We start from the raw sequence: 14,220 nt of genomic DNA, 5'->3' as shown, positions 1-14,220 counted from the left end.
TTTCCGCTTCGCAGCCGTTGCCAGACGATCGAAGTGGCGTGACTCTGGGAATGACGGCTGACAATGACGGGCGACACGGCAAGCACGGATATGCAGGGTTTCAGGCAGGGCGCGGCGATGGCGGCCGTGCGCGTCGTGCGCCGGCTGCGCGAGGCCGGCGACTGGCAGCGCGAAATGGACGGCATATTGGAAACGCTCTGCCGTGCCATGGAGTGCCAACGCGGCATCCTGTTTCGTCTGCGCGAACTGCCCGGCCAGGGTTTCGCCCAGTCTGTCGCCGCCTACTGGATCGACCCCGATTTCGGCGGCGAACTGGCCTCACCGACCGTCATCATGCAGTCGATCGTCAATTCGGATCCGCTGCTGGAGCGGCTGGCCGAGGATGAGCGGCAGGGCAAGATTTTCGCCGGGCATACGCGCGATCTCGAAGGATTCCTGAGGGACGATTTCGAAAAGCAGAACATCAAGTCGTTCCTGTCGGTGTCGGTCTTCGCGCACGGTCATCTGTGGGGCACGCTCGCCGTCAACGACTGCGTCGAGGAGCGTGAATGGACCGACGAGGAAGAGGCGACGCTGCACATCATCGCACTCGCCATCGGCGACGCCATCGAACACTCGCCCTCCGACGCCCATGCCAGCGAAGTGATCCGCCGCACCATGCTGCAGGCCTCGCTGGACGCCATCATCGTCATCGACGAGGCCGGGTCGATCATCGAATTCAATCCGGCCGCGGAAAAGATGTTCGGCTTTCCGCGCAGCGCCATCCTCGGCAAGGACCTGCTCGACACCATCGTGCCGGTCTACTACCGCAAGGGCTATATGTCTGGCGCCGATTACATGTCGGGCCGTGGCGCACCGATGGTCGGCCAGCGGCTGGAAACCGTCACCCAGAATGCCGCCGGTGAGGTGTTCCCGATCGAACTGACGGCGACAGAGATGCGGGTCGCCGACCGTCGCCTCATCTTCGGCTCGATCCGCGACTTGCGCGACAAGCTGCGCGCCGAGGAAGAGATCAACCGCCAGCGCGAGAAGCTGCACCAGAACGAGAAAATGGCGGCAATGGGCTCGCTGCTGGCGGGCGTGTCGCACGAACTCAACAACCCGCTGGCCGTGGTGGTCGCACAATCGACGCTGCTGCATGAATTCGCATCCGACCCCCAGACCAAGGTTCGTGCCGAGAAGGTGCGTGCCGCCGCCGAGCGCTGCGGCCGCATCGTCAAGAGCTTCCTGTCGATGGTCCGGCTCCATCCGGCGGCGCAGGCCGAGACCGATCTCAACCAGGTGATCCGCGCCGCTCTCGAGGTGACCGCCTATGGCGCGCGCTCGAGCGGCATCATCATCGATACCGATTTCGCGCCGGGTCCGCTGCTGGCCATGGCCGATGCCGACCACGTGACCCAGGTGGCGGCCAATTTCCTCATCAACAGCCAGCATGCGCTGGCCGGCATCGCCGGCGACCGTCTGATCAAGGTGCGGACGTTTCGAAGCGAGCGCGGCAATCCAGGCTTTTCCGTCGAGGACAACGGCCCCGGCGTGCCGGAAGCGATCCGCAACCGCATTTTCGAATCCTATTTCACCACCAAGCCGGTCGGCGTCGGCACGGGCATCGGCCTGTCGATTTCGAAATCCATCATCGAACGGCACAATGGCAATGTCTGGTTCGAGGAAGTACTACCCAGGGGCGCGCGTTTCGTCGTTCAGTTGCCGGCCATATCGGCAGGTATCGCCGCCGCCGGCGAAAGCCAGCCACGATCGAGCGGCCTTCGCCATGCCCTGATCATCGATGACGAGCCTGACGTCGCCGGTTCGTTGTCCGACATCCTCGAATTGATGGGCATCAAGTCGCGGACCGCGTCGATCTGGGAATCGCGCGAAGCCACCCTGAGCGGCCACATGCCGCCCGACATCGTCTTTTCGGATCTGCGCATGCCCGGGATATCGGGCATTTCGATCTACCGGGAACTGCTTGCCGAGCGGCCCGATCTGGCGCGGCGCTTCGTGCTGGTCACTGGCGACCTGATCGGCGCCAAGGCGGAAATCGAAGCCTTGCCGGCGCAGCAGCGGCCACAGATCCTCGAAAAACCATTCAGCACGCTGGATGTGCGCAGCGTGCTTTCGACCATTGCCGAGCAGGCAGTGTCGCAAGGATAAAAAAGAGGCCCCCGGCCGACAGGGCGGCGGGAGCCGAGGGGAGCGCTGGAGGAAGCGCTCGGGGAGTCCAGGGCATGATCCCCAAACGGGAACCTGTTTTTTAAGATCATGCCCGGGCCAGAAACCCGGAGGCGGAAATCAAAAGATGTTCGGCGTGCCGGTCAGCGGCGCGGCGTTGGCGATCATGCGGATCGCGCGGGCCTTGTGCGTTCCGGACTGCTGGGCAATGGCGCGCAGGCAGTCCACGTTCTCGGCGCCCCAGGCCTGCCCCTTGCAGGCGAAATCGATCGCCGGCATCGGCAGGCGGGCGGTCGTGGTTGTGGTCGGTGCGCCTTCGACGATGTTGGCCGGCGGATTCAACGAAGCGAAGGCTGGGCCGACCGTCGGCGTGAACGCCATGCCGGCGAAGGCGCAAGCAGCCAGCGCCATGAACATTGCCATCGGGTGGTCGCTGGCGCGCTGGCGAAGCGCCAGCTTCGGGCGGCGGTCAGAGCGCTCTGGAGCCTGAAAGCGGTTGCCGCTGGTGATCTGGACTTTCGCATGCATCGTCGTCCCCTTCGTTGATTTTCTTTTTGCGATGAAACGAATTTAATCGCGCTCTGTAACGACGCAAAGGTGACGACAGCCCGAGCATGTAACCGGATTGAAACATGAATACGGGCAGAATCGGTCAAAATCGGTCATTGGCCATTCCGATTCGGGGTAGCACGTTGCGCTGTCCGTGCGCCTCCGTGGGCGGCGGGGGCGTCGGCGAGGCTTTTCTTACCGACAAAGGCCCTGTCCGCAGGGTCTGTCCGGAGAGCACGATTTGCGGCGTGACCCGGCGGCGGGTGGAGGTTTTGGGACCCTGGCTAACACCCGGATTCTTCGGGGTTTTCAGGGCCAACCGCGATGCGAAATTCTGCTAAAACCGGCGTCTGGATTTTCAATGGTGAATCGTCTGATTTCCACAAGCCGTTGCATTTCAATGAAAAATGTGATTTTATTGAATGATCATTCAATAAAAAGAAGAGACGTTTCATGAACCCGCACCTCCGTGACGTGGCAATCCCGAACGATTGGGACCGGCGGGGACTACCGGGCTGGAGTTACCATTCCGCCGCCCTTCTCGAACTGGAGAAGGAGCATGTCTTCCGCAATCATTGGCAGATCGCCGGGCATGTCTGCGACATACCGAACGCCGGCGACTACCTCACCATGGACGTCGTTGGCGAGCGCGCGCTGATCGTGCGTGGCAAGGACGGCGTCGTGCGCGGCTTCAACAACATGTGCCGCCACCGCGGCAGCCGCGTCGTCGCCGACAGCCAGGGCAATTGCAAGAACGCGCTGGTCTGCCCGTTCCATGGCTGGGTCTACAATCTCGACGGCACGCTGCGCGGCGCAGCCCGCCCGCGCTCCTTCCCCGATCTCGACAAGACCGAGTTCGGCCTGATGCCGCTCCATCTCGAAGTCTGGATGGGCTTCATCTTCATCCGCTTCCGCGATGGCGGCCCACAGCCCTCCGTCGCCGAACTGCTGAAGCCGATCGAACCGGAATTTGCCCATTACAAGGCCGCCGACATGGTGCCCTCCTGGGGCACCTGGACCCAGAAGACACCGGTCAACTGGAAGTCGGTGCGCGACGTTGACAATGAAGGCTATCACGTCGCCATGGCGCACCCGGCGTTGCAGGATCTCTACGGCGCCACCTATTTCGACGAGCCTTTCGTCAACGGCGTCTCGCGTTCCTTCGCCAGCTACAACCCGCATGCCGGCCGCCGCTGGAGCGTCAAGAACTACGTCAACATCGCACCGGAGCCGACGCATCTGCCGGACCATCTCAGGAAGGCCTGGGTCTATTACGGCATCTTCCCCAACGCCGTTCTGTCGGTGATGCCGGAATCGGTGCAGTTCTATCAGGAGTTCCCGCTGTCGACGAGCGAGACCCTGCTGCGCGGCGCCATCTACCGCTACGGGGACGAAAGCCGCGAGCAGGCCGCCGCCCGCTACCTCTCCTTCCGCATCGACCGCGACACCATGTCGGAAGATGTGCAGCTTTCGGTCTGGTCGAACGAATCCATGCTGTCCGAGGCCTTCGAGGGCTTTTACCTCTCCGACCTCGAATATGGCGTGCGCACCCACCACGACCATTTGCGCCGGCAGATTCCGGTGCTCGGCCTGGAGACCGCGCCTGAGGAAAAGGACATGTGGAATCTGAACGACGCGCTGCGGTCGCGAGGGTAACCCCTTCCTTCTCCCCGTAGAACGGTGAGAAGGAAGCATGTCACCCCCGCCACACGCCCTCTTTCCTCAGATCGTCCATCGTCCGCGAAATACCCTCGCGCAAAATGCCGACCATGTCGTCGATCTGCTCGCGCGTGATTATGAGCGGCGGCGACATCACGCACATGTTGATCAGCGGCCGCACCAAAAGACCGAGCTCGTGGCAGTGCGCATCGATGCGTTTGCCGACATTCTTGTCGAGCTGCAGCGGATCCTTGCTTTCGCGATCGGCGACGCATTCGACGCAGCCCATCAGCCCCACGCCGCGCACCTCGCCGACCAGCGGCAGCTCTTCCAGCGTCTTCAGCCGCGCCTGGAAATAGGGCGCCACCGCCTGCGTGTGGGCAAGCACGCTTTCTTCCAGCAGGTCGAGATTCTTCAAGGCCACCGCGCAGCCGATCGGATGCGACGTATAGGTCAGGCCGTGGCCGAACAGTGCGTCGGGATGATTGGAACGGCGCAATTCTTCCAGCAGCCGCTCGGAAATGATGACGCCACCGAGCGGGAAATAGCCCGAGGTGACGCCCTTGGCGAAGGTGATCATGTCGGGATCGATGCCGAAAACATCACCCGACGCAAAGACGTGGCCAAGCCGGCCGAAGCCCGTCACCACCTCGTCGGAGACATAGAGGATGTCGTTGTCGCGGCAGACCTCGCGGATACGCTTGAGATAGCCGTCCGGCGGTATGACGACGCCGCCAGAGGCCTGTATGGGCTCGCCGACGAAGGCGCCTATTCTGTCGGCGCCGACACGCGCGACCGTGTCGCGGAACTGGTCGACGAGGAAATCGGTGAAGGCGGCAAGGCTCATGCCTTGCGGGCGCCGGAACGGATCGGGCGAGGCGAGCTTTACCACCAGTTCGTCGGCGCCGTCCATCCAGTCGCGGTCGCGCGGGCGGCCATTGAGCGAGGCCGACAGATAGGTCGAGCCGTGATAGGCGCCGCCACGGCTCAGGATCAGCTTCTTTTCGGGCCGGCCGCGGACATTGTTGTAGAACTGCATGAAACGCAGCGCCGTCTCGACGGCCGAGGAACCGCCGGTGGTGTAGAAGACATGACTGAGATCGCCCGGCGCATGGCCGGCGATGCGCATGGCAAGCTCCGCCGACGGCGCGTTCATCGTGTACCAGGGCGTGTTGTAGGACAGCGCCATCGCCTGATCGTACATCACCTTGGCCAGTTCCTCGCGGCGATGCCCGACATTGACGCACCACATGCCGGCCGGGCCATCGATGAGCCGCTTGCCGGTGCTGTCGGTGATGTAGATGCCGTCGCCCTCGCCGATCAGCGCGCGTGCCTCGGCGCCGACCGAACCGGCATAAGGCCAAGGCTGGATGAGATGCCGCTTGCCCAGTTCAATGGCATCGTCGCCTCCGGGCGCTGCCGTTTCGGTCGCCTTCAGGTCTCTCATCGCCGCCATGCTCGCCTCCACATCTCTTGACGATTTTTTCTCGGACATGAAATCAGAAGAAAATCCCAGAAATAGGGGCTTTCCGCATCAAATCTTGAATGTCCGTTCAATCAACATCGCAGAAATGGCGCTTGATTTCAATCCGCTGATGCGCGCATGATGAAAGAAAGCCGGCAAGGGGAACAACAGTCGGCGTCATCAAAATGGGATGCCGCATGGCGCAAGAGTCCAGGCCAGCAACCAAGATCATGCCAGGAGCGCTGCCCCCCGGAGTCGGGCAATGACGGCGGCCGCGGAAGGGGCGCCCCCGTTGCGCATGACGCGGGCCAGACGAAATGCCCTTCTGCAATCCGAGCCCGTACAGGGCTTTGCCCTGATCAGCCCAACCTTCCTCTACGCGCTCATCCTCCTGGTCCTGCCGATCCTGGTGGTCATCGCCCACTCCTTCTGGACGCAGCATTACCTGACCATCGACCGCACCTTCACGCTGGAAAACTACCGCGTCGCACTGACCGAGCCGATCTACCGCGATCTCCTGTGGCGCTCGCTCTACATCTCGCTGACGGTCAGTTTCTTTACGGTCCTCCTCGCCTACCCGATCGCCTACTTCATTTCCTTCCATGGCGGCCGTCACAAGAGCCTCTGGCTGTTCCTCATCACCATCCCGTTCTGGACCAGCTATCTCCTGCGCGTCATGTCGTGGAAGGTCATCCTGGGCTATAATGGCGTCTTGAATTCCGGGCTGATGGGCCTCGGCATCATCGACGAACCGTCGACCGCCCTGCTCTACAATTCGAGCGCCGTCATCATCACGCTCACCCATGCCTGGGCGGCCTTCGCCATCCTGCCGATTTTCGTATCCCTGGAGAAGGTGGACCGCACGCTGGTCGAAGCAGCCACGGACCTTGGCGACGGCCCGTTGCGCTCGTTCCTGCGCGTGACCTTGCCGCTGTCGGCGCCAGGCATCATTTCAGCCGCGCTGATCGTCATGATCCCGACGGTCGGCGACTACGTCACGCCGAAGCTCGTCGGCGGCAAGGACGGCGTCATGATCGCCAATGCCATCCAGGCGCAGTTCGGCAAGGCCGCCAACTGGCCGCTCGGTGCGGCACTTTCCGTCACCACCATGCTGATCGTCTCACTGATGGCCGGCGCCACGGTGCTGATCATCCGCGCCTTGCAAAGGATGGCTCGATGACAGCGCGGTCTCGTTTCCTGCCCGGCGGCTGGCTGTCCGCCTATGCGTTCCTCTACATCGTCTTCCTCTATCTGCCGGTCATCTTCCTGCCGATCTTCTCGATCAACACGGCGCCCACACCGAAATTCCCGCTCACCGGCTTCACCCTGCAATGGTACGAGGACCTGCCGCGCACGCCGGCGCTGCTCGACGCTGCCTGGAACAGCCTGATCGTCGGCGTGTCGGCTTCCGTGCTCGCCACCGTACTCGGCATCCTCGCGGCCCGCTCCATCACCCGCTACCGCTATCCCGGCCGCCGTGCCATCAACGGACTGATCATGGCGCCGCTGGTGCTGCCCGAAGTGATCGTTGCCATCTCCATGCTGCTGGTGATGCTGCAGCTTGGCTTGAGCCTGTCGCTGTTCACCGTCGTGCTCGGCCATGTCCTGGTCTGCATCCCCTATTCGATGACGGTGCTGACCTCCGGCTTCGAGGGTTTCGACCGCAGCCTGGAGGAAGCCTCCGCCGATCTCGGCGAGAGCGCCTTCGGCACGTTCCGGCGTGTGACGCTGCCGATGGTGGCGCCGGCCATCATCTCCAGCCTGCTCGTCTGCTTCACCATTTCGCTGGACGAATTCATCATCGCCTTTTTCCTGACCGGCACCGAGGCGACGCTGCCGATCTACATCTGGGGCCAGTTGCGTTTTGCCTCGAAACTGCCCGGCGTGCTGGCGCTCGGCACGTTGCTCTTGGTCGCTTCTTTCCTGTTGATGACGATCGCCGAAATCCTGCGTCGCCGCGCGGCCAGACGCACCCAGAACGAGGGAGGCCTCTATGCCTGAGCAGCCGCAACGATCCATGATCGAGATCAAGAACGTCACCCGCAGCTACGGAGCGTTCAAGGCGCTGGACGACGCCTCCCTGACCATCAGGGAAGGCGAGTTCTTCTCGCTGCTTGGCCCCTCCGGCTGCGGCAAGACCACGCTCTTGCGCATGATCGCCGGGTTCGACAACCCGACCAGCGGTTCGATCGCGGTCGGCGGCCAGCCCATGGAAGGCATCCCGGCCAACCGCCGGCCGACCAACATGGTTTTCCAGAGCTACGCCATCTTCCCGCACCTCAATGTCGAACAGAATGTCGCCTACGGACTGAAGCGGCTGAAGCTGCAGGGCGGTGAGGAAAAGCGCCGGGTCGAGGAGGCGCTGGCGCAGGTCTCGCTCACCGGTCTCGGCAAGCGGCTCGCCACCGAACTCTCCGGCGGCCAGCGCCAGCGTGTGGCGCTGGCCCGCGCACTGGTGATGCGGCCCAAGGTGCTTTTGCTCGACGAACCGCTGTCGGCGCTCGACAAGAAACTGCGCGAGCAGATGCAGGTCGAACTGCGCCGCCTGCAGCAGGCCGTCGGCATCACCTTCGTGCTCGTCACCCATGACCAGTATGAGGCGCTCGCAATGTCCGACCGCATCGCCGTGATGTTTGGCGGCAAGATCGCCCAGGTCGCCTCGCCCAAGGAAATCTACCAGCGGCCGGTCAACCGTCAGGTCGCCGATTTCCTGGGCGGCATGAATTTCGTCAAGGCTGAGATCGTCGAGGAGAGCGGCGCCTCGCTGGTCGTGGACACGCTGGGATTCGGCCGCATCAAGACCGACAAGCCGAAGGCTTTCGTGCGCAATGGCGGCGGCGCGACGCTCGGCATCCGGCCGGAGCGCCTGCGCGTGCTGTGGGACAATGCGACAGCCAAATTCGAGGTCGCCGGCAAGGTGGTCGAGCGCCACTATTTCGGCGAGATCACCCATCTGATCGTCGAAATCCCCGGCCTGGAAAAGCCGCTGTCGGTGACCGAGACCAACGATTTCGGCGCCGACGACATCCCGGTCGGCACCTCGATCCGCCTCGCCTATGATCCGGAAGCGTTGGTGGCGATGGCCGACTGAACATCGACGATGATCTTCAGCGCCGCGATGCGCCCGGCAACGATCGCGCCTTCGACATAGCCCGGGAATGACGGCGACAATTCCGACGATGCGAAATGCAGCGGCGGCGCGCCGGCAAGAATGGTGCGCTCGGCATCCCTGGCCGTCACATCGACGATGAGGTCGCTATAGGCACCACCGCTCCAGCGGTCATGCGTCCAGTCGCGGGCGCTGAGGTCGAGGACATCGTTTGCCGCGGGGCCGAACGCGTCCACCAGCCTTGCCGTTACTTCCGCCTCCAATGCCGCGTCGCCGAGCGCGTGCCAGCGCTGCGCCAGGGGACCACCAACGAAGACGATGACCGCGGCATGGTCACTGTCCTTGCTGCCATCGCAAACAAAGAGTCCAGGCAGATCGCGCCACATGACCATGCCGCTCAGGCCGCGCTCGCGCCAGAATGGCTTGCCGTAGCGCACCAGCATCTTGATCACCGCGCCGCTTTCCCAGACGGTCAGCGCATTCGCCAGGGCATCAGGTAAGGCGGGCGCGAATTCGAGCTTGGCGGCCGTCGCCGGCGGCAGGGCGATCAGCACCTCCCGTGCTTCGACGGCCCCCGCCGTCGTGGCGATACGAACGCCCTGCGATCCATGCTCGATCCGCGTTGCCGCTTCGTTCAGCCGCAGCCGGTCGCCGAGCTCGCCGGCCAAATCCTCGGCCAGCGATTGCATGGTCTCGCGCAGGAAATACTGCAGCTCGAACACCTCGTTTGTGATGCGGCGATCATTGTCGATCAGGTACCAGAGCGGCACCTTGTCCGCCGCCAGGCACCACAGCCCTTCTACGAGCGACCGGAAAGCCGCCTTGGTATCGGCCGTGTCATGCTGTTGTTCCAACCAGGCCGCGACAGTCAGTCCGGCAATTGCCGGGTCGTCCGGATCGGTGCTGTTCATGCGCTCGCGGATCGCCATCGACGCATGATAGGTACGCTCGGCTCTCGCCGGGGTCAGCGATGGATGGGTGATGAACTCGCCATCGACATAGGTCTCGACGAGCGTCTTGCCGTGCGCCATGGCCAGCGCCATCACCTCAGGCATATCCACGCACAGGAACTGACCGCCGCTGTCGATCAATTCGCCCAGCTCGTTGCGGACAGCCTCGACCCGCCCGCCGACACGATCGCGCGCTTCGAGCAGCACAAAATCGATGCCGGCCTGTTTCAGTTCGAGCGCGGCCGACAGGCCGGTAAAGCCGGCGCCGACGATGACGACGTCGGTTCTTTCGGTTTTGTCGTTCAATAGCCGGCCTTGATCTTCTCGAACTCGTCGACCATCCGCTTCTTCAGTTCCGGCGCAACCGGCTGCTGGAACAGGGTCTTGTCGAGGAATTTGTCGATGTCGTCGAAGCCACGCTCGGCCAGCACCTTGTGGTCGATCGTCGCCATGCCGGCACTGTTGCCATGGCCATAGCCGAAAGTCGTGACCATGTATTTCGAGATATCGGGCGCATTGACCGCGCTCAGGAAATCATAGGCCTGGTCGAGCTTTCCCGGCGCGTCCTTCATCAGCACGTAGCCGCAGACCCAGGTCGACATCCCCTCCTTCGTATCCCTGTTCATGGCGACGGGAACGCCTTGCCCGCTCATCGCGATCAACGTCTGGCCCCACCCCCAGGCGAGGTCGACCTCGTTGCCGGAAAAGGCCTGATCGATGTCGCTCGAATCGGTCCAGTAGAGACGGACGTTCTTGTGCACCTGGCGCAGGAAGTCGGACGCCTCCTTGAACTGGGCGTCGGTCATCTTGGTCCAGTCCTTGAGCCCGATGACCAGGCTCGCCAACGCATAGGCGTCGTCGACATTGTCACCGATGGTGACGCGCCCCTTGAATTTCGGATCGGCCAGGATCCGCAGCGACTTCGCCTCGTCGGCCGTCACATTGTCGGTGCGATAGAGCAACGCCGTATTGCCCCAGTCGAACGGCATGAACCAAGCCTTGCCGTCTTCGGTGGTGGCGAGGTTCTTCATCGCCATGATGCCGGGATTGAGATCCTTCCAGCCGGCGATCCGGGACGTATCGAGCGGCTGCAGCATGCCAGCGTCGCGCCATTTCGACACGCTTTGCGAACAGGGATGCGCGATGTCTGCCTTGAAGCCGGCCCGCATCTTCTCGAACGCCTCGTCCTCGTCGCCGAAGAAGGCGAAGGTCGGCTCGGCGCCATGTTTGGCGGTGTAGGCGGGATGCAGCAACGGGTCCTCATAGCCGGACCAGTCGAACACGACGAGCTCGCCGCCTTCCGCGAAGGCATAGACCGCGCCGGCGCCCATCATGCAGGCTGCGGCGACGACAAGGCGGCGAAGCATGGAATTCATGGCGCGAAAACTCCCTCATCGCGAAAGATGTCGGGGCGAGGTTAGGCAAATTCACGCGCTTTGGCGAGCCCATCCGCCGGCGTCGCCGACAGACGGATGGGCTCTTCGAACGGAGGGCTAGTACCCCGCTTTGATCTTCTCGAATTCGGCAATCATCTTGAGCTTGAGATCGGACGGCAACGGCGACTGGAACAGCGTCTTGTCGACGAATTTCTGCACGTCGTCATAGCCTTTTTCCTTCAGGATCGCCTGGTCGACGCCAGCCATGCCCTTGGCGTTGGCCTGGCCATAGCCCCAGTCCTTGACCAGCACCTTGGCGATCTCGGGATCGTTGACGGCGTTGAGATAATCGTAGGCCTTCTCGACATTGCCGGGCGCGTCCTTGAACAGCACATAGCCGCAGACCCAGGTCGAGATGCCTTCATTCGTATCCTTTACGGACTTGATCGGCACGCCGGCGGCGACCGACTGAACCGTCGCGTCGTTCCAGGCCCAGGCGAGATCGACCTCGCCCCCGGAGAGCAGCTGGACGACGTCGGTGGTGTCGGTCCAGTAGGAGCGGACATTCTTGTGCACCTCGCGCAGGAAGTCGGACGCCTGTTTGAACTGGTCGTCCGTCATCTTGGTCCAGTCCTTCAACCCGATGGCGAGCGCCGCCAGCGCGTAGGCATCGTCGACATTGTCGCCGATCGACACCCGGCCCTTGAACTTCGGATCGGCAAAGGCCTTCAGCGACTGCACATCCTTGGCGTCGATCTTCGACGAGTTGTAGGTGAGCTGCGTGTTGCCCCAGTCCCAAGGCATGAACCAGGCCTTGCCGTCATCGGTCGTGGCGAGATTTTTCATCGCCATGATACCGGGGTTGAGATCCTTCCAGCCCGTGATCTTCGAGGTGTCGAGCGGCTGCAGCAGGCCGGCCTCGCGCCACTTCGTCACGCTCTGCGAACAGGGGTGGCCAAGGTCTGCCTTGAAGCCGGAGCGGACTTTCTCGAACGCCTCGTCCTCGTCGCCGAAGAAGGCGAAGGTCGGGGAATCGCCGTTCTTCTCGACATATTTCGGATGGAAGCTCGGGGCCTCATAGCCCGACCAGTCGAACACGATCAGGTCCTTGTCGGCGGCGATCGCCAGGGCGGCGCCGGAAGTCGCCAGCGTCGCGGCCAGCGCAAATGTCAGGGTCAGGCGTCGTGTGAATGTCTTCATCGCTGTTCCATCCTCTGTGGTGTTCTGTTTTTATGATCCTGTCGTGCCGGCGGCCTTCCGCGGGTAATGTTTGGGGAACGCCGCCGACAGGAATTCATTGGCCGCCTGCAAGGCGGTCTCGCGGGTGGTGTCCTCGGTTCCCATCATCAACCGCAGCCACAAGCCTTCCAGCATGGCGCTGAGCGCCAAGGCCATGACCGGCGGCTCATAGGCATAGGAGCCGCTCTGCTTCAGCGCGGCGCAGAGCTCGATGAAGATATCCTGGTAGACCACGTCGCGCGCGCTGCTCAGTGCCTGGTAGGTCGGCCGCGACTTGGCCTCGCCCCAGAAGGCGCACCAGGCGGCGAGCTTGCGCTTGTTGCAGATCAAACGATCAAAATCTGCCGCGACCAGCGCCTGCAACTGGCGGGCGGGGTCGTCCCCCGCTTTCTGCAGCGCATTGCGCCAGTGCGCTGAGTATTCATCATACATATACTGCAAGGTGGCGACGAGCAGCTTTTCCTTGCTCTCGAAGTGGAAATTGACGATGCCGCGCGACAGGCCGGCGCCGTCGGCGACATCGGCCATCGTCGTCTCGGAATAGCCGCGCTTGGCAAGCGAATCGATCGTCGCCTCGATGAGCTGAAGCTGCCTGACCTCTTTGGAGGCCTTGCGCCCGCGCTTCTCGGCGTCGACTTTGCGTGCCGGTTCGAGCAGGGCGTCCCTGGCGTCTGCCGTCTTCATGCGTGTGATGGCCTCCAGCATCGCCGGCTATCCCTTTGCATCCGGCTTCCATCCGCGAAGATGAGTGGGACGGTGCTCGCCACTGTCAAGCACCTTCTGCATGGCCTCCCAGGTCTTGATGTTCTTGTCGACATAGGCAGCGCCCACCACGGCGGTAACGGCCGGATAGAGCGGCCCTTTCAGCCTTTCCAGCTCCCCGCGCGCGACCTCGCGATACCAGGGATTGCGGTCCCTGACGGTGATATCGGCAAAGCCCGCGCCACGCATCGCCTTGGCATAGCGCGCCGGTGAAGCCATGGCGAAGGACAGCCCCTCGGCCGCGACATAGGCCTTCATCTCGGGCGACGGCTCGCCGTCATGCGAGATCATCCAGTTGGAGGCTGCGAAAACACCCCCCGGCTTGAGCACGCGAAATATCTCGGCGAACAGGGCGTCCTTGTCAGCCACATGCAGCAGCGCATCCTTGGAGAAGACGACATCGAACGAGCTGTCGGCGAAAGGCAGCAATCCCGGCGGCGCCTGAACGAAGCTGGCGCGCCCGCCAAGGCCACGCGCGGCGGCGCGCTGTCTGGCCGCCGCGATCACCGGCCGTTCGACATCGAAACCGGTGGCATGCGCAGCGCCGTGATGCTCGACCAGATGCAGCGTGATGCCGCCGCAGCCGCAACCGATATCGAGGATCGTCCTGCCCTTCAGCGAAAGGCCCTCGACCACCCGGTTTACCTCCTCGGGCCCGCCTGGCGACAGATAGCCTTCGCCCCACAGCGCCTCGAGGAAGCGGATGGCGGTGTCGTCATATTCCGGTTCGGCCTCTGCCGCTTCGATCATCAGCCCTCGGTCCCCAATCGACGGAATGCTCGTTCGAACGCCGGCAAAGCGTAGCGTACATGCGCGAAAACGCAACACCGTTTGTTGAACATTCATTCAGAATGGCTGGACAGAATGGCCGAGGCCGTGCCAAATTCCGCGCATTCGGGAACAGATCACGCAAAAATGAACAGCGGATCGCCTAAGCGAATC

13 protein-coding genes are annotated in these 14,220 nt (G+C 62.9%); 5 read left to right on the top strand and 8 right to left on the bottom strand.

Annotated elements, in window-relative coordinates:
- The first annotated feature begins 63 nt into the window (after positions 1–63).
- Positions 64–2,151, top strand: coding sequence for an ATP-binding protein (locus FJ948_RS22105; RefSeq protein ID WP_181173768.1), 2,088 nt, complete (start codon positions 64–66; stop codon positions 2,149–2,151).
- Between the two features lie 138 nt (positions 2,152–2,289).
- On the opposite strand, the gene FJ948_RS22100 is transcribed toward FJ948_RS22105, so the two are convergent.
- Together FJ948_RS22100 and FJ948_RS30375 are read right to left on the bottom strand one after the other, a co-directional pair.
- On the bottom strand, positions 2,290–2,697 hold the full coding sequence (locus FJ948_RS22100) for a hypothetical protein (RefSeq protein WP_140708124.1): 408 nt from the start codon (positions 2,695–2,697) through the stop codon (positions 2,290–2,292).
- A 305-nt stretch (positions 2,698–3,002) separates the two neighbouring features.
- Positions 3,003–3,173 carry a hypothetical protein gene (locus tag FJ948_RS30375; RefSeq protein ID WP_181173767.1) on the bottom strand — a complete coding sequence of 57 codons (171 nt, stop codon included), beginning with the start codon at positions 3,171–3,173 and terminating at the stop codon, positions 3,003–3,005.
- Between FJ948_RS30375 and FJ948_RS22095 the strand changes: the two genes are divergently transcribed.
- The gene (locus FJ948_RS22095; protein WP_140708122.1) at positions 3,172–4,374 is read left to right on the top strand and encodes an aromatic ring-hydroxylating dioxygenase subunit alpha; all 1,203 of its coding nucleotides are present in this window, start codon (positions 3,172–3,174) and stop codon (positions 4,372–4,374) included. The genes FJ948_RS30375 and FJ948_RS22095 overlap by 2 nt on opposite strands.
- A 40-nt stretch (positions 4,375–4,414) precedes the next feature.
- Here the strand turns inward: FJ948_RS22095 and FJ948_RS22090 are convergent, their stop codons facing one another.
- A complete protein-coding gene (locus FJ948_RS22090) occupies positions 4,415–5,833 on the bottom strand; it encodes an aminotransferase (RefSeq protein WP_140708121.1) in 1,419 nt (472 codons plus the stop codon).
- A gap of 271 nt (positions 5,834–6,104) precedes the next feature.
- Between FJ948_RS22090 and FJ948_RS22085 the strand changes: the two genes are divergently transcribed.
- Genes FJ948_RS22085 through FJ948_RS22075 form a run of 3 tightly spaced genes read left to right on the top strand, consistent with a single transcriptional unit; the run spans position 6,105 to position 8,933 of the window.
- Complete coding sequence (locus FJ948_RS22085) at positions 6,105–7,022, top strand: ABC transporter permease (RefSeq protein WP_140708119.1); 918 nt, start codon at positions 6,105–6,107, stop codon at positions 7,020–7,022.
- Positions 7,019–7,843, top strand: coding sequence for an ABC transporter permease (locus tag FJ948_RS22080; protein WP_140708117.1), 825 nt, complete (start codon positions 7,019–7,021; stop codon positions 7,841–7,843). Before FJ948_RS22085 ends, FJ948_RS22080 begins: the two co-directional genes overlap by 4 nt.
- Before the next feature lie 16 nt (positions 7,844–7,859).
- Positions 7,860–8,933, top strand: coding sequence for an ABC transporter ATP-binding protein (locus tag FJ948_RS22075; protein ID WP_140708510.1), 1,074 nt, complete (start codon positions 7,860–7,862; stop codon positions 8,931–8,933).
- Here the strand turns inward: FJ948_RS22075 and FJ948_RS22070 are convergent.
- The 5 genes from FJ948_RS22070 to FJ948_RS22050 all read right to left on the bottom strand — a co-directional run bounded on the left by FJ948_RS22070 (position 8,897) and on the right by FJ948_RS22050 (position 14,028).
- Positions 8,897–10,207 carry a flavin monoamine oxidase family protein gene (locus FJ948_RS22070; protein ID WP_246677582.1) on the bottom strand — a complete coding sequence of 437 codons (1,311 nt, stop codon included), beginning with the start codon at positions 10,205–10,207 and terminating at the stop codon, positions 8,897–8,899. The genes FJ948_RS22075 and FJ948_RS22070 overlap by 37 nt on opposite strands.
- The gene (locus FJ948_RS22065) at positions 10,204–11,277 is read right to left on the bottom strand and encodes an extracellular solute-binding protein (protein ID WP_140708113.1); all 1,074 of its coding nucleotides are present in this window, start codon (positions 11,275–11,277) and stop codon (positions 10,204–10,206) included. The genes FJ948_RS22070 and FJ948_RS22065 overlap by 4 nt, the downstream gene beginning before the upstream one ends.
- Before the next feature lie 117 nt (positions 11,278–11,394).
- Positions 11,395–12,477 (bottom strand): ABC transporter substrate-binding protein, encoded by a 1,083-nt coding sequence (locus tag FJ948_RS22060; RefSeq protein ID WP_140708111.1) that lies wholly within the window; start codon positions 12,475–12,477, stop codon positions 11,395–11,397.
- A gap of 30 nt (positions 12,478–12,507) precedes the next feature.
- Positions 12,508–13,200: a transcriptional regulator BetI gene (betI, locus tag FJ948_RS22055; RefSeq protein WP_246677581.1), complete on the bottom strand. Its 693-nt coding sequence runs from the start codon at positions 13,198–13,200 to the stop codon at positions 12,508–12,510.
- A gap of 27 nt (positions 13,201–13,227) precedes the next feature.
- The gene (locus tag FJ948_RS22050; RefSeq protein WP_140708107.1) at positions 13,228–14,028 is read right to left on the bottom strand and encodes a methyltransferase domain-containing protein; all 801 of its coding nucleotides are present in this window, start codon (positions 14,026–14,028) and stop codon (positions 13,228–13,230) included.
- Between the last annotated feature and the right edge of the window lie 192 nt (positions 14,029–14,220).

The sequence above is a fragment of the Mesorhizobium sp. B2-3-12 genome (genome assembly GCF_006442205.1).
Taxonomy (GTDB): domain Bacteria; phylum Pseudomonadota; class Alphaproteobacteria; order Rhizobiales; family Rhizobiaceae; genus Mesorhizobium.
The sequence above is the reverse complement of the archived record's forward strand: the minus strand, read 5'-3'. Positions and strand labels throughout refer to the sequence as shown.